This is a genomic window from Candidatus Fermentibacter sp., from assembly GCA_030373045.1.
GTDB lineage: Bacteria > Fermentibacterota > Fermentibacteria > Fermentibacterales > Fermentibacteraceae > Fermentibacter.
This window is the reverse complement of record JAUCPW010000018.1, coordinates 71,898-91,965: the sequence shown is the minus strand read 5'-3', so window position 1 is coordinate 91,965 and position 20,068 is coordinate 71,898. Positions and strand designations below refer to the sequence as shown.

General features: G+C 68.2%; 12 protein-coding genes. 3 read left to right on the top strand and 9 right to left on the bottom strand.

The window, feature by feature from the left end:
- From QUS11_03835 to QUS11_03825, 3 genes are all read right to left on the bottom strand, one after another.
- Positions 1 to 1,250: hypothetical protein (locus tag QUS11_03835; protein ID MDM7992421.1), on the bottom strand; the 1,250-nt coding region annotated here is incomplete at its 3' end.
- Between the two features lie 49 nt (positions 1,251 to 1,299).
- Positions 1,300 to 2,553, bottom strand: a complete 1,254-nt coding sequence (locus tag QUS11_03830; GenBank protein ID MDM7992420.1) for a metallopeptidase TldD-related protein — start codon at positions 2,551 to 2,553, stop codon at positions 1,300 to 1,302.
- Entirely contained in the window at positions 2,554 to 3,891 is a 1,338-nt protein-coding gene (locus tag QUS11_03825; protein MDM7992419.1) for a TldD/PmbA family protein, read from the bottom strand.
- Between the two features lie 83 nt (positions 3,892 to 3,974).
- Here QUS11_03825 and QUS11_03820 point away from each other — a divergent pair, with 83 nt between their 5' ends.
- The 3 genes from QUS11_03820 (at position 3,975) to QUS11_03810 (ending at position 7,520) form a co-directional block, all read left to right on the top strand.
- Positions 3,975 to 4,739, top strand: coding sequence for a sulfite exporter TauE/SafE family protein (locus QUS11_03820; GenBank protein ID MDM7992418.1), 765 nt, complete (start codon positions 3,975 to 3,977; stop codon positions 4,737 to 4,739).
- A gap of 80 nt (positions 4,740 to 4,819) precedes the next feature.
- Positions 4,820 to 6,454 carry a UDP binding domain-containing protein gene (locus QUS11_03815; protein MDM7992417.1) on the top strand — a complete coding sequence of 545 codons (1,635 nt, stop codon included), beginning with the start codon at positions 4,820 to 4,822 and terminating at the stop codon, positions 6,452 to 6,454.
- A 16-nt stretch (positions 6,455 to 6,470) separates the two neighbouring features.
- Positions 6,471 to 7,520 (top strand): hypothetical protein, encoded by a 1,050-nt coding sequence (locus QUS11_03810; GenBank protein ID MDM7992416.1) that lies wholly within the window; start codon positions 6,471 to 6,473, stop codon positions 7,518 to 7,520.
- On the opposite strand, the gene QUS11_03805 is transcribed toward QUS11_03810, so the two are convergent.
- From QUS11_03805 to QUS11_03780, 6 genes are all read right to left on the bottom strand, one after another.
- Positions 7,498 to 8,628: a DUF362 domain-containing protein gene (locus QUS11_03805; GenBank protein ID MDM7992415.1), complete on the bottom strand. Its 1,131-nt coding sequence runs from the start codon at positions 8,626 to 8,628 to the stop codon at positions 7,498 to 7,500. The genes QUS11_03810 and QUS11_03805 overlap by 23 nt on opposite strands.
- On the bottom strand, positions 8,621 to 9,766 hold the full coding sequence (locus tag QUS11_03800; protein ID MDM7992414.1) for a glycosyltransferase: 1,146 nt from the start codon (positions 9,764 to 9,766) through the stop codon (positions 8,621 to 8,623). The genes QUS11_03805 and QUS11_03800 overlap by 8 nt, the downstream gene beginning before the upstream one ends.
- 4 nt (positions 9,767 to 9,770) lie before the next feature.
- Positions 9,771 to 12,212, bottom strand: coding sequence for a diguanylate cyclase (locus tag QUS11_03795; protein MDM7992413.1), 2,442 nt, complete (start codon positions 12,210 to 12,212; stop codon positions 9,771 to 9,773).
- Positions 12,209 to 14,968, bottom strand: a complete 2,760-nt coding sequence (gene ppdK / locus QUS11_03790) for a pyruvate, phosphate dikinase (GenBank protein ID MDM7992412.1) — start codon at positions 14,966 to 14,968, stop codon at positions 12,209 to 12,211. The genes QUS11_03795 and ppdK overlap by 4 nt, the downstream gene beginning before the upstream one ends.
- 107 nt (positions 14,969 to 15,075) lie before the next feature.
- Positions 15,076 to 16,248, bottom strand: coding sequence for a hypothetical protein (locus tag QUS11_03785; protein MDM7992411.1), 1,173 nt, complete (start codon positions 16,246 to 16,248; stop codon positions 15,076 to 15,078).
- Positions 16,249 to 16,285: 37 nt separating this feature from the next.
- On the bottom strand, positions 16,286 to 20,032 hold the full coding sequence (locus QUS11_03780; protein ID MDM7992410.1) for a C25 family cysteine peptidase: 3,747 nt from the start codon (positions 20,030 to 20,032) through the stop codon (positions 16,286 to 16,288).
- Between the last annotated feature and the right edge of the window lie 36 nt (positions 20,033 to 20,068).

Sequence of the window (20,068 nt, the reverse complement as noted above, 5' to 3'; positions counted from 1 at the left end):
CGCCGGCCCGCCCCGGGCCCCCGCCCCCCCGCGGCCGCGGCACCGGAAAGCACCGACATCAGGCGCAGGGCCGTCTCTTCCGCCGGTGATGCCGGTTCCCCACCCCCCTCGGGCGCCTCGAGCGACGCCGCCCAGGCCAGGACGGATGCCGGATCGCCGGAAACCGGCACTCCGGCAGATCTGAGCATGTCCAGCGCGGGCGCGAGGTCTTCGGGGCCGGGTTCGCCCAGCCATTCCAGTCTCTGCGGCAGAAGCTCCGCCGGGAGGCTGCCTGCGACCGCGGAGGTCACCAGCAGCAGGTCGGCGAACACGCGTGCCCCGGCAACCGGGCCGAGGGAGAGGCCGGGGGTCGGCTCCGCCCCGCACCCGGACAGGTCGGGGGAGAGCCAGCAGAGGCGCTCCGGAAGCCTCGTCAGGGCGCGGTTGGACATGGGGCGCTGGGCCGGGATGAGCTCGGCCTCGAGCAGGGCGGCCTCCGGCCCCGTTGCGGTCTCCGTCCAGTCCACGTCCCAGATCGCGCTCACCAGCCCGTCCTTCGACTTCCAGGCGGCCCGGGAGAAGTGCTGCCGCACCCTGCTGCGTATGGAGTCGGCCTTCCCGATGTAGAGGGGGTTCCCGGCGCAGTCGAGGAGGCGGTAGACCCCGGGGCCGGCCGGGAGCGCGCGCAGCTTCGAGAAGCTCATCCGCAGCGAGCACCCTTCGGGGAGGCCGCGCCTCCCCGGAACGGGGGTTTCGACGGCTGCTCCTCCGGGGGGCGGATTCGAGAGAGCTCGCAGGACGAGCCTCGTGGCCTCGACCTGGTCCTCCACCCGCTTCCTCGCGGGAGGCGGGATCCCGAGAAATCCGGAAACCGCCCTCAGGCCGTAGCCGGAGAGGCCCGGGAGGAGCCTCCGGGCGGCCTCGAGGGTGCAGAAGAAGGGCGGCAGAACCGCCTCAGGACCCAGCAGGCGGGAGATCAGCGCCTTCTCGTACCTGGCCGAGTGGGCGGCCACGGCTGTGACGCCTTCGAGGGCCGCCGCCAGCGCGGCGGCAGCCTCGCCGGGGGGCACACCGGACGCGAGGTCCTCCCGGGTGAGCCCGGTCAGCGCGAGGGTCCTGTCCGAAACCGACCCGGGATCGGCGGGGCGCACGACGAAGTGCGCTGCATCGCCCGGCCGGGCCCGGCCGGAGGGCGTGTCGACGACCCAGCCTATTTCTAGCAGCACCGCCCCTGACAGCGGGCCGTCCCACTGGCAGTCGACCACGAGCACGCGCTCGTCCGGGGGCGGCAGCCCCCCGGCACCGGTTCCGGAAGGCCGGTCAGACGCCGCTCCGAGCCCCTTCGACGTCCATGCGCATCACCATGGCGGGCGAATCGCAGTATGCCGAGACGTCGTCCGACGACTGACCGATCCAGTCCTCGCCCAGCATCCGGAAGAGATGCGACGAGATCCGCAGCTCGGGCAGCCTACCCACGAAGCGCCTCCCGTCGTGCAGCATGGCGAGCTGCACCGGAGTCGCGAAGGCGCCCTCGGGGGTGAAGTCGCCGCCCGAGGCCAGCGCCACGAAAATCCCGGGTTCGCCTCCCAGGAGATCGGACAGCGTCCTGTCGCACCGCTCCGCCCTGAGGCGGTCCGCGGCCGCCTGCGGGATCGCGTCGTAGTCGCCCGTGGCCGATCCGGTATGGGGCAGGCCGAACCGGGCCGCCGTCCTGCGGTCGGTGCAGACTGCGCGGAGCACCCCGGCTTCGATGAGCGGGAGTGCGTATCCTTCGTGGAACACTCCCTCCGCGTCGAAGAACGGGCAGTCGTCGGCCGACGGGATCCTAGACTGGGACAGCGAGAAGCGTTCGTCGAACAGGCGCTCGCCCATCCTCCCCGAGAACAGGGAGGCGCCCGTGCCGTACCTGTGGCCCGAGAGCTCTTCCGAGAGCTTCCCGTAGATCAGGGAGGCTTCCTGGAAGATGACGGGGAGCCTGCCGCCCGGAGGCAGGTCCACGGGGTTGTGCCAGGCTTCCAGGAACCGGTCGAACTCAGCTCTGATGCCGTCGGCGTCCCACCTCCGGCAGGGCCCCGCCGAGACCCAGCCGTCCATGATCCCGGTGGAGCCCAGGGCTCTGAAGACAAGCACGACCGCGGCCGACGAGAGGCTCGTCGCGAGATCGAGCCCGCAGTCGTTCCTGATCGAGATCTCGTCGTCCTCCACAGTGAAGTTCTCCGAGAATACGAGGTCGGGCCATTTCGCGTGCAGGGCTGCCATGAACGACCCGGCCCCGTCCGCCAGGGTGTCGTGCCCCATGCCCTCCAGGGCCGCCGCTTCGCGCCTGGCAGCCCGGCCCGAGATCTCCCAGGGGTACTCGATCCCGCACGACATGGAGTCGAGGGCACGCCGCTCGAGTTCACCGGGGTCGAACGAGCCGATGGCGCCCGCAGTGCCGATGCTCCTCCCGTCGAAGAGCCTGAGGCCGGTCTTCACCACGTCCGACCTGCGGATGGACTTCACCTCGGATTCGGCGATCCTGGCGGTGGTCCTGCGGATCCCGAAGGAGTAATGCTCGCGCCTGATGCCCGCCATTCACCTCACCTCCATCGCGCCGACCCTGACGAACGGGCCGCCGAAACCCACCGGGAGGGGATACTGCTCCATCTTGCCGCATCCGCCGCCCCCGGCGCCCTCGAGGTCGAGCGTGTCCGAGAGGCCGTCGATCAGGCCGAGGGTCTCCATCACGCTGCCCGTGATGACCGACACTCCCACGGGTTCGGCCAGCCTGCCCCCCCTTATCCTCCAGCTCATCGAGGGCGCGAGGGTGAAGGTGGAGAGCCCCGAACCGTGCTTGACGGTCTTCACGAAGAGCCCGTCGTCGATGCCCGATACCAGTCCGCCTACGGTGTCCCTCCCCGGCAGGATGAACGTCGTGGTCATGCGGGGGATCGGCTCGTACTCGAAGGAGATGCTGCGGGCGTTCCCGGTCGGCTCCTCGCCGAGTGCCGCGGCCGTCACGGCGCTGTGGAGCCTCCCGGCGAGCCTCCCGTCCCGGATGAGCCATGTCCTGCCGGAGGCCGTGCCCTCGTCGTCGAAGGCGTTGTATCCGGGGCCGGGGACGGTGCCGTCGTCGACGATGTTCAGGTCGCCCGAGCCCACGGGGCGGCCGATCGCCCACTCCGCGAGAGCCGCCTCGTCACCCAGCATGAAGTCCGCCTCGCTCTTGTGTCCGAAGCTCTCGTGGGCGAAGATCCCGGCCGCCATCGGGGAAAGGATCACGGGCATCCTGCCTCCGTCGACCGGCTTCGATCCCCGGACGAACTCGGACGCCTCTTCGAGCCTGTTCTCCAGGGCGGGGACGAGGTCGGGCAGATCCCCGAAGGTCCGGGCGCCGACATGGCAGGATTCCTGGAGGCGGGAGCTCCCGTGGGAGGTCTCGAAGGCGGCGACGAGGAGGAGGGTCTGGCGGTCGAACTCGAGATCCGCCCCCAGGCTGGAGAGAAAGGTCTTCCTCTTGTGGTTGTCGACGTAGTAGCACCGCCTGTCCGTCAGACCGCTCCTCCGTTCCATCGGTTCCGCCGAGGCCCTGAGCCTGTCGAGCTTGTCGCGGGACGGCACATCCGAGACATGGTCCGATTCGAAGAGGAGGGTCTTCCCCTTGTTCCCCCGGAACCTCCGGACCACCGGATCGTCCGTGATCCCGTCCTGCCTCGAGGCCATCGAGGCCAGGGAATCGAGCTCGGACTGGATCGAATCGACGGAGGAGGTGGAGGCGTAGTACCAGCGTACGCCGTCCCAGACCCTGATGAAGGCCGCCCTGTAGTGCCTCGAGACGTACTGTTCGAGCCTGCCCAGGACGAGGCCGGCGGTCGTGGACCAGACCTCCTCGATCCGGACATCGGAGTAGAGCCCCCGTGGGAATCCCAGCATCCCGCACCCCCCTGCGAGGTCCGACTTGGCGCGGCCGGGCGCCGCGATGCCATATACTAAGAAGTAGCGGACCCTCCTGCACGATGAGGCTCGATACGGTTCCACGGAGGTCGATCATCCAGGCCGGCACCTATGCTCTCGCATCCCTGGCGCTGTTCCTGGGCGCTCTCGTCCAGGGGGCTTCCGGATTCGCCTTCTCGCTGGTCTCTCTGCCCCTCCTCACTCTGGCCATGCCGGCCGGCCGTGCCGTGCCGATGCTCACCCTGTTCGGCCTCGCGATCAACTCGATAGTCCTCATCTCCGCGAGGTCGCGCACGCTGCCCGCCGGGTTCCCCGTCCTGCTGGCGGCAGGAGCGGCCGGCACCGTCCCGGGAGTGCTGCTCCTCGGATCCGTCCCCGAGGAGCCCCTCGCAATCGGAGTAGGCCTGACGGTTGCCGTGATCGCGGGCGCCTACCTCGCCGGATTCAGGGCCGGGCTCTCGAGGAGCCGCGCCGCGGTCGTGCCGGCAGGCCTCCTGAGCGGGGTGATGAACGGGCTGATGACCTTCAGCGGCCCGCCGGTGATCATCCTTCTCACCGAGCGGGGCGCCGGCAGGGACGAGTTCAGGGCCGGCCTCGCCTTCTACTTCCTCGGGCTCAACCTGCTGACCGTCCCCATGCTGGCATCGGCCGGCCTGCTGGACGGAGCGGTCCTGGCCGCGACCGCAGAGCTGCTCCCGGCAGCCGCCGCCGGCGCCATCCTCGGCAGCGCGCTCTCCGGCCGGATTCCGCAGGACGCCTTCCGCAGGGCCGTGCTCGTGCTCCTCGCCATCCTCGGGCTGTCGACCGCGGCCCGGGCGGCCTTCTGACCGCTCCCCTCCCGGGCGGCTCCGCCGTATGATCAGTGGTCTTGTCGAGGCCCCGACCAGCAGCGATTCGGAGGACAGGGATGACGGAGACCAGGTACTCGATCAGTCCGGAGGGCGAGAAGTTCCAGCTCCCCTCCCGGGATGACTATGCGGCCGAATTCGAGAGGCTCTCGAAGCTCGTGGACGAGAACCGCGCGAAGGGCAGGGAGATCGTATCGGTCGTGGGGCTCGGTTTCGTCGGAGCGGTGATGGCTGCGGTGGTGGCGGACTCCACCCGGCCGGACGGAACCCCGGGCAAGTTCGTCATCGGGATGCAGAGGCCGAGCACCCGCAGCTACTGGAAGACCCCCCTGATGAACAGGGGCGTGTCGCCGGTCACGGCCGAGGATCCCGAGGTCGCCCCCATGATCCGGCGCTGCGTCCTCGACAGGAAGACGCTCGTGGCCACCTATACCGAGGAGGCCCTCAGCCTGGTGGACACCGTCGTGGTCGACGTCCAGTGCGACTATCTCAAGGAGAGGCTCGGCAACTGCCGCGAGGGCGCCGCGGACATGGCGGCCCTCGAGGAATCCCTGGCCGTGATCGCGCAGCACATCCGCCCGGATGCGCTGGTCCTCATAGAGACCACGGTGCCCCCGGGCACGACCGAGCAGGTCGCCTATCCCATCATGAAGAAGATCTTCGAGAAAAGGGGGATCACGACCGATCCGCTGCTCGCGCACAGCTACGAGCGGGTCATGCCGGGCCGCAACTACGTGGCCTCGATCCGCGACTTCTGGCGGGTCTGCAGCGGCATAGGGCCCGGGGCGAGGGAGAGGGTCGTCGCCTTCCTCTCCAGCGTCCTGAACGTCAAGGACTTCCCCCTCACCGTCCTCGACCGCCCCATCGAGTCCGAGACGGCGAAGATCGTCGAGAACAGCTACCGCGCGACGATCCTGGCGTTCCTGGACGAGTGGTCGGTGTTCTCCGAGCGCAACGGCGTCGACCTGAAGAAGGTCATCGACGCGGTCCGGGTCCGCCCCACGCACTCGAACATGATCTTCCCGGGCCCCGGCATAGGCGGCTACTGCCTGCCGAAGGACGGGGGACTGGGCGTCTGGGCCTACAGGCACATCCTGGGCTTCGACGACGACATCTTCCGCATCACCCCCGCCGCCGTGGACATCAACGACACACGAGCCCTGCGAGTCCCCCAGATGGTCCGCGACGCCCTCCGGAACATGAACAGGCCCATTGCCTCGGCCGACATCCTCGTCCTGGGGGCATCCTACCGCGAGGATGTGGGCGACTCCAGATACAGCGGCTCCGAGCTCATAGTGAGGAAGCTCACCGAGATGGGCGCGGACGTGAAGGTCCACGATCCATACCTCGAGCACTGGTGGGAGTTCGAATCCCAGGACACCTACCCCAAGCCGGGCTACTCCTGGTCACGCTTCTTCCACAGGCAGGGCCCGCTCTCGAACCTCAGGATGGAACCGGCGCTGGATGCGGCCATGAAGGGCGCCGATGCCATCATCCTGGCCGTGCGCCACGGCGAATACCTCGCCCTCGACCCCGACAGGGTCTTCGAGGCGGTCGGCCGTCCGTTCGCGATCATCGACTGCTTCTGCATCCTCGACGACGCGAAGATCAGGAGGTACCTGGAGCTGGGCTGCGAGGTGAAGGGGCTCGGCCGCGGCCACGTGAAGCGCATCAAGGAGAGCCTGAAGAACTGAACGGAGGCGCGGGGGGATGATCCTCTGCATCGCGGCGATCGCTGCCGCGGGAATCCCCGTGACCCTGGCGGACGGGGTCGACCGGGCGGCCGCGCTCGATTCGGCGACGATCCTCTTCTCCAGAGGGCCCGACCTGTTCACCGCGGATGTCGGTTCGGGGCTCATCGCCCCCTGGGTGCCCTCCTGGTCGCCCGCGGACGGCGGATGGGAGGAGGACGGGGGCTTCTACTCGATACTCGTGAGCCCCGACGGCGACCGCGTATTCCTGGCCCTGTCCGTGTACCTGCCCGGGGACTTCGAGGTGCCGGAGGAGTACGGGGGGATGCGGAGCGCCTTCCTCGGGATCATCGCCGGAAGAGACGGCTCGGGGGCCATGCCCGTGCTCGTCGGAGTCGCAGCGGGGGGAGGCCCCTCCTACGCCTTCACCTCCGATTCGCGGCTCCTCGCGGGTTCGCCGATGTTCGACTGCGAACCCACCCCGGAAGGTTATTCCGAGCTCCTCCGGCGCAGGTTCGGATGCGGGGCCGACATGCCCCCCGACGCTGTCGATACGGTCACGGGAGAGCCTGTCTACCTCGACATCGCGGGCATCGGCGACGGCTTCTGGGAATGCCCTTACTCGGACTTCTTCAGGATAGAGAACAATTACTACGAGGAGCACGAGTTCGGGTCGTTCGCCGGACCCGGCGTGACAGGGGCCTGGCGCACGCCAGAGGGAAGCTCCTCGGCCTTCCTGGGCTGGGTGCTGCCCGACGCGGTGCTCGTCGGTCTCGACGGAGCCCCGTTCCTGCTCTCGGTCGACGGATCGACGAGGCGCTCCGGCCTTCCGTTCCTCCCCCTCCCGGTGGCCTGGCTGCCGGACGGATCCTATCTCTTCGCCTTCGACGGCCGGCCGGGGATGCTGTACCACGCCACGATAGACTGGGACTCCGGAGAGGTCGGGTGGATCTCGGCGTTCGAGACGCCTGCAGGGTGCGAAGGGTGTCGGCTTTCGCCCATGCCGGGATCGGGAGGGGTCTTCTTCGTCCAGGGGGACGGGGACCTCATCTACCTGCCGCTGGAGTAGCCTCCCCGCCGCGGCTCCTTCTCTTCAGCGGATTGCGGACCGCGATCGCGTTCTCCGGACAGAGCTCGTGGCAGCACAGGCAGACGATGCACTTCCTGCGATCCATCCTCGCCCGGCCTTCCCTTATCTCTATCGCCCCCACGGGGCAGCTCTTCGCGCAGAATCCGCAGCCCGTGCACTTCGCGCCCGCCGCAGGGACCGTCTTCACGAACGCCCTGGCCAGCGCACCGGCGAAGTGGGGGATGTAATCGTAGAACCAGGTCGAGGGGATGTCGAAGCCGGGGAGGACGGCGGTCCCGTCGACCGTGATCTCCCGGAAGGGCTTCCCGAGACCCCTCCTGCGGACCTCGCGGGTGGTGTCCAGATCCTCGGGCCCGAGGCCGGCGACGGATGACATGACCATGTCGAGCAGGACCCCGTCCTTCGCCACGCCCAGGATGCCGTCCATCCTGGGATGCCCGTCGGTGCCGGGCCCGCGCCCGTCCATGGCGAGGATCGCGTCCATCACGGCCATGTCGAACGGGACGAGCGTGTAGATGTCGGCGATGTAGCCGGCCAGGATGCGCGGCCTGACTGCGTAGCTGTGTATCATCGCCTTGCCGATCCCTGGGACGGCTCCGAAGCAGTTCTTCACGGCGTTCGTGAGCCGGCAGTACATGTGGGTCTTGAACTTGCACATGTTGACCAGGACGTCGTACTCCAGGACCGGTTTCGCGATGCGGTACGTCCTGCCGCCCGCCTCGAGCTCGACGCTGCCGGCCCGCTCGAAGGAAACGAGCTCGACTCCGGGATCCCCGGCCAGCGGATCGAACCCGCAGTTCCTCCAGTAGCGCTCGATGCCTCCTATGGCTCCGCCCGGGCTGTCGCCGACCGCCACGCTGCATCCCCGCGCCTTGAAGAGCATGGCCATCGCGGCGACGACCTCCGGGTGGGTCGTGATGCCCCGCGAAGGGTCCTTCGCGGCCAGCATGTTGACCTTGAGGAGCACCCTCGCGCCGGGCACGGCCTTCGCGGGCCACCCGCCGGCGGCCTCCACCATCCCTGCGAGCACGGGCGCGAGCTCGTCCCTGTCGTACCGGAGCCCCTGGCGCAGGCAGACGTCACTCATGCATCTCTCCGATCCAGCCGGGCACTTCCATCCCGGCGAGAGCCAGCTCCCTCCCGGCTATGTGCGCAAGCCTGCCGGGCCAGGAGTAGCCCTCGGCATGGCTGCGGCAGGCGGCCGGGTCGGGAGGGTCGTCCAGCAATCCTGCGACTGCTTCCGCGAGGGCTTCGGGAGAGGCCTGCCCGACCGCCCTCGATATATCCGCGGGGAAGGTGTCCATGAGGCCGCTCCCGGCCAGCCCGACAACGGGGACTCCGCTCGCGAGGGCTTCGAGGAAGGTCAGGCCCAGCGTCTCGGCAGGGGCGGCGGAGAGAAGCACGCTCGCCTCCCTGTAGACTCCGGCGAGGCGTCCGGGGTCCAGGAACCTGAGATAGGAGACGCCGGGATCGAGCCGTGCGGCCTCCAGGGCCCTCTCCCTCATGATCCCGTCCCCGACGACGACCAGCTTCGCCCTCCTCCTGCGCGACAGGATGGAGAACGCCTCGAGGACCGTCTCGAATCCCTTCTCGCGCGTGAGCCTTCCCACGAAGAGGATGACCGGATCGCCCTCCCGGGGGGCGCCGGGCCGGAAGAGGCCGGTGTCGACGCCGAGCGGGGCCAGCTCCGTGTTGACGATCCCGCGGGATGCAAGGACATCCCTGACCAGCGGGGATGCAACGAAGACCCTCCTGCTGTCCGCATAGACGGACCTCAGGTAAGCCCAGCCCGCCTTCTCGAGGGCGCTCCTCAGGGCGGACCGCCGGGCCCCGAAAAGGGCCTCGGTGTAGGAAAGCGGGAAGAAGGCATGATAGTAGTCGAACACTGGCCTTCCCGAGTCCCTCGACCAGACCGACAGCGCCTTCCTCAGCCTGAAGGGACACCCCCCCTCGGCGAGATCTGGCTTCCATTCCTCCAGGAAGGCCAGTGCGGGGCCCAGGGAGACCGGGGTGCGGTATCCCGGCGAGAAGAAGAGGGAGGGCGACCTCACGGTGGCGGTCGAGAGCATCCCGTCCGTCACGAGGCTGCTTCCTGCGCCCGGGATCAGGAGAAGATGCCTCACGTCGCCGGGAAGGCCGCCCAGCCAGGCCCGCTTGTGCTCGAGATAGCGCCTGACGCCGCCTCCCGCCGCGCTCCAGAACATGGTCGCGTCGCAGAGGCGCATGTCTTCAGGGTATGGCGGGGCAGTTGCCGAAGGCCGGCGCCATGACCCTGTTCTTCCCGGTTCTCTTGCCCATGTACATGCGCTTGTCGGCTATTTCGAGGAGCCGCTCCCTGTCGCTGACGTCCGAAGGGAAGGTTGCCACGCCGATGCTGACGCTCACGCAGCCGAGGGGCTGGTCGGCGGCGTGGGGGATCTCCGGGTTGTTGTCGAGCACCATCTGCCTGATCCTCTCGGCTATCTCGGCGGCCACCCTGCCGCCGGTGAGAGGGAGGATGCTGACGAACTCCTCGCCCCCGTACCTGACGAGCGTGTCGATCTTCTCCCTGAGGGCTCCGGAGATGGTCCGGGCCAGGGTGCGGAGGAGGGTGTTGCCCATGGGATGGCCGAAGTGGTCGTTGTAGTTCTTGAAATCGTCGACGTCTATCATCAGGAGGGAGCACTCGTAGTTGTACCTCGTCGCCCTCTCGAGCTCCTCCCTTATCCTCTCCTCGTAGAACCTGAGGTTCCTCAGATTCGTGAGCCTGTCCCTCTGGGCGGCCTCCCATGCCCGGGCGTGGAGCCTGGCGTTCTCCACCGCGGTGGCGGCGTTGTTGGCCAGGCTGGATACCCTGCGCACAGAGTCGGTGTCGAACCTGTTCCTCCTCCGGCTCTGGATGTCGATCACGCCCGTGGCCTTGTCCTGTATCAGCATGGGGACGGCGATCTCGCTCCTCGTGGTGTTGAAGTCCTCTATGTACCTGGGTTCCTGCGAGACATCGGGGATGTTGAGCACCCTGGCGCCCATGAAGGCCCCGCCGATGATCCCGAGCATCGACAGGTTCCTCGACCTGGGCTCCTCACGCACCGAGTCGTACATGGGGCCCGAGAGCAGGACAGGGTGCTCGAGCCCGGGCTCATCCGCCGAATAGCCGCAGCCGGCCTTCACGACGAGCTTCTCGGGGACGCCCGAATCCGAGTCGTCCTCGGGGAGGAGGATCGAGATGTTCTCCTCGGGATAGAACAGCCTCAGGCTCCGGAGCAGGAGGTCGCAGATCTCGTCCAGCTCCAGGGTCGAGTTGAGGTCCCTCCCGATCCTCGACATCATCTCCAGCTCCTCGTTGCGCTGCTTCAGATCCGATCTCAGGGTCTGCTCCTCGGTGACGTCCACGGCCAGAAGGACTGCGCCGGTGATCCGGCCTCCGCTGCGGTAGGGGACGAAGCGCAGATTGAGGATCGCGGAACCACCGCCGGGCCTGTTCAGCGCCACCCCGTCCTCGACGCAGGACCTGCCCTCGAGCAGGACCTTGCCGAGCATCTCCAGGCGGCCCCCGCCCGCGACGGCAGGCGCTGCATCCGACAGGGTGCGCCCCAGAAGGGCGGACGGCTTGAGACCCATGAGGGATTCCGTCCCGATCGCCTCTGTGATGCGCCCCGACTGGTCGATCATTATCAGGGACGAGCCGAGGCTCGAGAGGACGATCGAGTTCTGCTCCTTCGCCGCCGCTATCTCCTCCTGGTCCATCACGTTGCGGAGCACGCACGCCGCCCTGACGCAGAAGTCCTTCAGGGCATCGAGGTCGTCGGGTCCCATGGGCCGCTCCGTGACATGGCAGTCGCACCTCACGACGCCCATGACGCCCGCGGAGTCGGCAAGCGGGGTGTCGACGTAGTCGGTCGATCCGGCCCACGAGAGCCTGATCTCGGGGATCCCGACCTCGGTCGACCGCACCTGCCTCCTCTCCCGGATCGCGATGGCCACCGGCAGCCCCTCGACCGACGAGAGCCTGGTCGCCTGCTGCTGGATGTCCGAGGGCACCCCCCGCCCGAGAGCGGCTTCGATGCGGAGCTCGCCGGGCTCGTGGAGGAACTGGAAGACCTGCACCCTGTCGAAGCCCAGGTCGGTGAGCACGCCCGACGCGATGTTCCGGAATACCTCGTGCACCGAGGGGCTCATGCCCATCTCCGGCATGAGGTCCTGCATGGCTTCGAGCCTGTCCAGCCTCTTCTCGAGAACTCCGGTGAGCTCCTCGAGGATCGAGACCCTGTCGGGGAAGGACCCCGGGGAGAGATTCGCCTGGGGGCGTCCGCTGGCCGCATCCAGCAGCCCGACGCATTTCTCGACGAACTCGCGAGGCTCGATGGGCATGTCCAGGGTCATGTCGGCTCCCGCCCTGCGGGCCCTCGAGGCGGTGAGCCTGTCCTGGCGCGGGAGGAGGACGGCGGTCTTCAGCCCGCTGAAGGCCGGATGGCTGCGCAGGTACCTGACGACCCTGAGGGCGCCGAGTCCCGGGAGGTAGAAGCCGCACAGGACGAGGTCCGGCATGATCTGCCAGGCCTTCCTGATGGCTTCGATCCCGTCCGGGACGGTATCCGCATGAAGGCCCTCCATGCGGAGGGCCTTCGACAGCATCAGGGCGAGTTCGGCATCGCTCTCGGCGATGACTATGCGCTGGTTCCTCTCTATCACTTGGCCTTTTCGAGAACCGACTGGGCCGCCGCCAGCCTCGCCACGGGCACCCTGTAGGGCGAGCAGGAGACGTAGTCGAGTCCCACGGAGTTGAAGAACCTGATCGAGGAGGGGTCCCCCCCGTGCTCGCCGCATACCCCGAGCTTGAGCCCGGGCTTCTCGGCGCGGCCGCGTTCGACGGCCAGCCTGACCAGCTCTCCGACACCCTCCTCGTCTATGGAGGAGAAAGGATCCTTTTCGTAGATGCCCATCCTGACGTAATCGCCGAGGAACTTGCCTGCGTCGTCGCGCGAGAACCCGCAGCCCATCTGGGTGAGGTCGTTGGTCCCGAAGCTGAAGAAGTCTGCGTGCACCGCCACTCTTCCGGCATCGACCGCGGCCCTGGGGACCTCGATCATGGTTCCGATCCTGTAGGCGATGAAGTCGGCGGGCCTGCCCCTCTCGGCGAGCACGGAGTCGATGACCGCCTGTGCCCTCTCCCTCGAGATCCGCAGTTCGGCGGGATGGCCCACCAGCGGGATCATGATCTCCGGCAGGACCTTGATCCCCCTGTCGGCGCAGTCGATGGCGGCTTCCATTATCGCCCTCACCTGCATGTCAGAGACCTCGGGATAGGTAAGGCCGAGCCTGATGCCCCTGTGCCCGAGCATGGGGTTGAACTCGTGGAGGGTCTCCACGACCTGCCTGATCTTCTCGACGGGCACTCCCATGACCTTGGCCATCTCCTGCTGGCCCTCCGCGTCGTGCGGGAGGAACTCGTGCAGGGGCGGGTCGAGCAGCCTGATGTTGCAGGGCCTGCCGGCAAGGGCGGTGAAGATGCCGTCGAAATCGCTCCTCTGCAGGGGGAGCAGTTCGGAAAGGGCCTCGGTGTAGGTGGCGAGAGGGGCTTCGAGTTTGTTCCGGAGGACGTCGTTCGACGGATCCGCCTCGATCTGCTCGCGCAGCCTCTTCACCTCGTCGGCCACGAGGATGAGCTTCCTGAAGGAGATGATCCTGTCGCCCTCGAAGAACATGTGCTCGGTGCGGCACAGCCCGATGCCCTGGGCGCCGAACAGGACGGCCATCTCGGTGTCGCGCGGGGTGTCGGCGTTGGTCCTGACCCCGAGCCTCCGCACCTCGTCGGCCCATCCCGCGAGCCTGCTGTAGTTCGCGTACAGCTTCGACTCGGACGCCGGCATCATGCCCCTGAGGACCTGCACGATCTCGGACGGCTTCACGTCCACCGCTCCAAGGAAAACCTCGCCGGTGAATCCGTCGATGGCCACCAGGTCGCCTTCCCTGATGCAGACTTCGCCGCAGGTGATCGTCTTCGTCGAGGCGTCGACGTGAAGCTCGCTCGCGCCGGCCACGCAGGGCGCGCCCATCCCCCTGGCCACCACCGCCGCGTGGGAGGTCATGCCTCCGCGCGCGGTGAGTATGCCCTTCGCCACGGCCATGCCGCCGATGTCCTCGGGGCTCGTCTCGAGGCGGCAGAGGATGACGCTCTCGCCCCTGGACGCCCAGGCTTCGGCATCCTCGGCAGAGAAGACCGCCTTGCCGGAGGCGCCGCCGGGCGAGGCGTTGAGACCCTTCGTGAGGAGCCTGGCCTTCTCCTTGCCCTTCCTGTCGAGCACGGGGGCGAAGAGCTGGTTGAAGCTGCCTGCGGGGACGCGCATCAGCGCGGTATCCCTGTCGATCAGGCCCTCGTCGACCATGTCCACGGCGGCGTTCAGCGCGGCGAAGATGGTCCTCTTGCCGGACCTGGTCTGCAGCATGAAGAGCCTGCCGTTCTCGATGGTGAACTCGATGTCCTGCATGTCCCTGTAGTGGGATTCCAGCTTGCTGCGGACATCGAGGAGCTGGGCATAGATGGCCGGATTCTGTGCGCCGAGCGTGGATATCGGCTGGGGGGTCCTTATGCCTGCCACGACGTCCTCGCCCTGGGCGTTCATCAGGTATTCGCCGTAGAAGACGTTTTCGCCGTTCGCCGGGTCGCGGGTGAAGCAGACTCCCGTGCCGGAATCGTCGCCGAGGTTGCCGAAGACCATGGTCTGCACGTTGACGGCCGTGCCGGTGAGGCCGCGGATGTCGTTGAGCTGGCGGTAGCGTATGGCCCTGGGGTTGTTCCATGAGCCGAAGACTGCGTCGATGGAGTGCCTGAGCTGGACCCAGGGATCCGTCGGGAAGTCCTCGCCGACATGCTTCCTGTAGAGCCCGCGGTACAGGGCGACCACCCGCTTCATGTCCTCCACGTCGAGATCCGTGTCCTGCCTCACGCCCCTGGCGTCCTTCACGGACTGGAGGGCGAGCTCGAAATCGTGGTGCGGGACGCCCATTACGACGTCGCCGAACATCTGCATGAAGCGCCTGTAGGAGTCCCAGGCGAAACGGGGGTTCCCGCTGCGCTTCGCGAGGGCTTCGAGGGTGGCCTCGTTCATCCCGAGGTTGAGGACCGTGTCCATCATGCCGGGCATGGAGACGGCCGCACCGCTCCTGACCGATACGAGGAGCGGGTTCGCGGGGTCGCCCATGCGCTTGCCCGTGGCCTCCTCGAGCTCGGTGAGCTTGCCCCTGATCTCGGCTTCGAGCCCCTCGGGCCAGTTCCTGCCCGCCTTGTAGAAGGAGTCGCAGGCTTCCGTCGAGATGGTGAAGCCGGGGGGGACGGGCAGGCCCAGGCGCGACATCTCCGCCAGGTTCGCCCCCTTGCCGCCGAGAAGGTTCTTCTGATCCCTGCTGCCCTCTGTCCTGCCTGCGCCGAAGAAGTAGACGTATTTCACCGGGACCGCCAATCGGTTGTTAGGGACTACACTGCGCTGCGGCGGCGGGGAAGCCGCCTCAGAATGCTCAGATCGGATTATAACCAAGGAATGCAGCCGGGCGGCAACTACCCCCGGCGGGTCCTGCCCTTCCACATCCACGCCACGAACTCCTCCAGCTCGGCGCGCTCGGAGTCGGTCTGGGGCGTGGAGCGCGAGAGCACCCACTCGACTGCGTCGGCGGGGGAGGAGAAGTCGCCGAGCCGGGCGGCCAGGGATGCGAGCACGTCCGACAGCCCGCTGCTCTTCACCCGCAGGAGCAGGTCGCGGCCTTCGCTGGCGGTGCGGGCCAGCAGGTCGGCCCTGTTGAAGGCCTCCAGGTCGACGGCGCGGGACAGCTCGCCGAAGCGCTGCTTGAGCCTGCTCTCAGATACGCCGTACTCCGCGGCCAGCTCCTCCTGCGTGTAGTGCGGACCGTTCATGGTGACGGCATACTCGAGGGCGGCAGCCCAGATCGCCGGCTTCCTGCCGGCGGGCGCACTCCCTCTCGATTCGAGGAAGGCGTCCCATAGGGCACGCGCCTTCTCGGCCAGATCCCTGCCGTACCCGTGGACCTGCATCATCCCCGCGGCCATCCCGGGGACCATGTCCCTGTCGCCGGCTGCGGGGTCCTGCACCGACATGACCCTGCGCTTCGTAGAGACGCGGAGAGCCTCTATGCGAAGGAGGGTGTGCTCGATCCGGGAGTCGAAGGGAGCCAGGTCGCGGGCCTGGATGAGCAGGTGGAGGCTCTCCTCCAGCCTGCCGCGCTTGGCCTCGAGGAGCGCCAGGTAGGCCAGCGTCGCGGGAACGCTGTTCTGCTCGCGCCTGGCGACGGCCAGCAGCGCCCTCTCGGCTTCGGGGTCCCTGTCCAGGAGAAGGAGGGACAGGCCCAGCTTCCTGCGGGCGTCGAGGTCCTCGGGGCAGGATTTGGCGTACTCCTCGAGGCATTCCCTCGCCGGGTCGAACCAGTCGAGCCTCAGGAAGACGTCCGAAGCCAGGAGCAGGGAGGCGGGGCCCGGCACCCCGTGCCACTGGAAGCCCGCCATCCTCTGAGCGGCGTCCCTCGCCCTGCCTTCGATCAGATCGAGCCTGGAGACGGAGAGGATCGCGAGATCCTCGTCGGGTGTGGCCTTGACCGCCGGATCTGCCAGGAGCCTCTCGAGGCCCTCCCTCTCGCCCTCCGGGTCGCCCCGGTCCCTGGCCCCCTCGATCTCCTTCCACAGCCACCGGATCTTGCCCAGCGACTCCTCGGCACTCATCGGATCCCTGCTCCTCCCGTGCCCCTGTCCTTCCGCCTCACCTCACGACCGCGAGCACTCCGGAGAGGCCGGTCTCGCTCTCGAACGACGAGGTCCCCGTGGTCACGGCCCCGATGAAGTAGACGTAGGCACCCGTGGCGGGTTCGTCGCCGTCGGCGTCCATGCCGTCCCAAAGGATCTGGTTGTATCCCTGCGAGCACTGCGCGTCGATGGTCCTGATGCACCTGCCTGCGATGGTGTGGATCGAAACCCTCACGGCCGCGTCCTCGGAGAGTCTGAAACTGAAGCAGCGCAGGCCGTTTCCGGGATTCGGGTAGACGAGGGCCTCCGAGATCGACACGCTGCCCTCCTCCCTCACGGAAACGAGGAGGGTGTCGCTCGAGCCGTTGCCTACGCCGTCGAAGCTCCAGAGGATGAGCCTGTGCTCGCCGACGGAGAGCGACCCGGTGCCGCACTCCAGGAGCCCTTCGGTGGTGCTCCCCTGCAGGTAGGAGAAGTAGTCGCCGACGTCGATGCCGGTGGCATCGACGAACAGGGTGAGCTGTCTCCCCGGGCCGCCCAGGAAGCATATGCCGGACGGATCGGAGATCGTCGCCCTGAGTGTCGCCCCGCCGGAGACCTCCGGGTGCTCCACGCCCTCCTGGCCTGCGATCCACATCTCGGCCTCCGGGCCCTCGTAGTCGCCTCCGGCGGGAGTCCCCTGCGCCACGGGCACCGGATCAGCCCCGCCGGCATCCACGTCGGAAGGAGCGGGCACCGAGCCTCCGGCGCGCCCGTAAGGTCCGGCGACCGACTGCACCGGCAGGATGCAGTCGAGCCCGAACGTCCCCGCCGTCACGGGTGCGCTGCCCCGGAAGGCCGCCCCGCCGTACTTCAGGTAATCTATCTCGCCTCCCAGCCTGCAGATGTACGTGACGGGGCTGGACGACTCCATGACCGTGACGAACGCGGAGCCCGCCCCCTGCCTGCAGGTCCCGGAGACGTGGTTCGTCTCGCCGGTGCGCAGGGTGTCGCCCTCCACGGCGAAACCGGCCTCGCCGTCGGGGAGGGGGAGTCGGGTCGTCAGGTCGCCGAAGAGGATGTACCCCCTGTTGTTGGTGAAGTAGGAGCCGGACTGGTCGACCTTGCACTGCCAGAGCGCCTCCGCCACGGTGAGGTCCGGGTGGGTGAAGAGGCTGTCGAAGACGGCCCGGCAGAGACTGTAGTTGGAGGGACCGGAGCAGCCCCTGGTGGCAGCCACCGAGGCCAGTCCGCCGCCAGCGGGATGCAGGAGGAGGCGTTCCGCGATGGCGTCGTCGCCCGTGCCGTCGAAGTGGCCCACGTCGCACGTCGCCCAGAAGGAGACCGGCAGCCTTCCGCCGTTCTCGAGGAGGGAGACGTCGGAGCCGTACATCGCGCCTTCGTGTGCGATCTGCTCCGCCGCCCCGTGCCCGAGGTAGCATACGGCGCCGAAGCCCTCGGAAAGCAGGGCCAGCAGGTCCTCCCTGGCCTCGGGCTTCTTGGGGTGCGTGCCGGAGGGGGGCCACGGGTATTCGATGAGGTAGAACTTCACCCTCTCGATCCTGCGCGGGGCCATCTCCTCCGCCAGTCTCTCCGTGTCGACCGTGTGGTACAACTCGTCGTAATTGTCGCCCTGGCCCCATTCGTCGTCGGCGATGAAGAGCATCCGGTTCGTCCATGCCCCCTGGTTCTCGCCGGAGCTCTGCGCGAGCAGCTTCGCCGTGCAGGTCAGGAGCTCGGCCCCGGTCTGCACCGGGAGCCTCGCGATGGGGAGTTCGGGCAGGTCGGCGTCCTCGTGCGCCATCACGTAGCGGTCGTCCACCAGGATGTCGTTGAAGCCCAGGCTGGACCAGGGGAAGATGAGCGAGGGGACGGACGTCGTGTGGCCCAGCGGGTCGTAATGGCCGTCGCCCACCAGGAGAACGCCCGACGGAGGCTCGGTCCAGGAGTCCATGGCCCATCTGACCGCGGATCTGACGGCGCCCGGATCGGCCACGCCCTGGCCGAACTCGTCGTAGATCTCGCGGGTGGTGGCCACCTCGCACTCGAGCCCCATGGATGCGTAGAACGAGAGCAGACCCCAGAGCTCGTCGGCCAGGGATTCGGGCGTGACGATGAGGATGTCCGCTCCGGTGACGGTACCCACGAGCCTGCCGGGGCCGGCCGGGGAGATCGAATCTGGAGAGAGCCAGTCACCGCCGCCTACGGCGAGGATCCGGGTGTCCACGGACACCTCGAGGGAGAACGATGCGGCCGACCCCGAGATCTCGAAGCCCGAGAGGGCGGCGACGGGCATCGAGTCCTCCAGCAGGTAGAGCGAGGAGGAGGAATCGAAGGGCCCGGTGGAGAGAGTGAAGAGCCCCTGCCTCTCCACCCCCGGCATCAGCATCATGCCCGCGGTCTGCCCCGGGGCCGCCGGCGCGCTGATCCTGACCCAGTCGAGGAACAGGTCGTGGTCCTCGGAGGTCGTGTTCTCGACCCTGACAGTGCCATTGCCGGGGATGGCGATCCCGGAGATGGTGACCGTCTCCACGCCTCCGCCCGACCAGCTCCCCTCGGCGAGCAGGTCGCCGTCCAGGTAGATCCCGTAGTGGATGGCCTCGGTATCGGGAGCGCAGAGCCTCACGTTCAGTTCGCCGATGCCGGCGGGCTCGTAGCCCAGGGTGTACGGGACGTCGAAGCCGTCGCCCGGGGACATCGTGGTCCAGACCCAGCCGGTGGTCTGTTCGTGTTCGGGATCCCACTGGCTCTCCTGTTCGACCAGCGTCTCCACCATGTAGTTGCCGTACTGGGGAGATCCGTCGGGGACGGCCGGCAGGGTCTCCATCCTGCGGCCGGGCTCCCCGCCCCAGGTCAGCCAGTACGTGTTCGTATCATCCCATCTGTGCGGGACCCAGGCGGCCCCCGAAGCGTAGGGCACCCAGCGGGAGAGGGCGAGCCCCACGAATCTGATCCTGTCGCCGCCGTCGAAGATGCCGTCTCCGCCGTCGAGCACCTGTATGGCGACCGGCGAGAGGGAATGCTCCTCGGCCGGATCGAAGCCGAACATCTCCCCGGAGCCCGAGAACATCGCCAGGCTGGCGGACTGCACGCCCTCGACATCGCAACCCGCCCCGGCCAGTTCGGAGCAGGTCACCTCGTACCCGCCCGTCCCGCTGGTCTCGATACGGGCCCACGGGAGCCCCCAGAAGGGGCTGTCGGCCCTGGAGGACCCGAGCCTGTAGAACGGCATGTCGAAGCCGCACACCAGCCGGGCCAGCCTCGTGGGGCGGCCGGGCCTGGCGCGGCTCCCGTCCCAGGAAAGGTCCAGCCGCACGGATGAGGCGTAGGAGCCGTCGGCGCCCCCGAGCCACGGGTATATGTCGATTGCGGCGAAGCTGAAGCCGGCCAGGGGGATCACGCCGACGAGCTCGACGTTGCGGGACGGGCCGGGGAGGGGGGGCGCCTCGACCTCGACCGTCGAGAGGCCCGAGCCTTCGAGGGCGGGGGCCCTGCGGGCCTCGCGGGCGAGCGAGGGATCGGAGGAGCGCGCGAGAACGGCGTACTCCAGCACCGGTTCGGAGCCGGGGGGCACGGGCACGTAGACGCGCTGCACCGGGAGCATGGGACGGCCGGGTTCGAAGAGGATCCCCATGCCGTCGAAGAGGTGGTCGGAACCAGTCGTAGCGACGGCGGCCGGGCTGGTTTCGAAGAGGAGGGTGCATCCCCCCGGGCCGTCGGACACCAGTACCACGGATCCCCGGGCGGCGGCGCAGATGAACGCAAGACACGCGAGAGCTTTCATTTGTCCAACTCCGGACGGCCTGTCCGGGGCGCGCGC

Coding starts and splice junctions, on each gene's coding strand:
- QUS11_03810 (MDM7992416.1), top strand. CDS start 6,471: ATGATCCTCTGCATCGCGGCGATCGCTGCCGCGGGAATCCCCGTGACC.
- QUS11_03780 (MDM7992410.1), bottom strand. CDS start 20,032: ATGAAAGCTCTCGCGTGTCTTGCGTTCATCTGCGCCGCCGCCCGGGGA.
- QUS11_03815 (MDM7992417.1), top strand. CDS start 4,820: ATGACGGAGACCAGGTACTCGATCAGTCCGGAGGGCGAGAAGTTCCAG.
- QUS11_03830 (MDM7992420.1), bottom strand. CDS start 2,553: ATGGCGGGCATCAGGCGCGAGCATTACTCCTTCGGGATCCGCAGGACC.
- QUS11_03785 (MDM7992411.1), bottom strand. CDS start 16,248: ATGAGTGCCGAGGAGTCGCTGGGCAAGATCCGGTGGCTGTGGAAGGAG.
- QUS11_03820 (MDM7992418.1), top strand. CDS start 3,975: ATGAGGCTCGATACGGTTCCACGGAGGTCGATCATCCAGGCCGGCACC.
- QUS11_03800 (MDM7992414.1), bottom strand. CDS start 9,766: ATGCGCCTCTGCGACGCGACCATGTTCTGGAGCGCGGCGGGAGGCGGC.
- QUS11_03805 (MDM7992415.1), bottom strand. CDS start 8,628: ATGAGTGACGTCTGCCTGCGCCAGGGGCTCCGGTACGACAGGGACGAG.
- QUS11_03825 (MDM7992419.1), bottom strand. CDS start 3,891: ATGCTGGGATTCCCACGGGGGCTCTACTCCGATGTCCGGATCGAGGAG.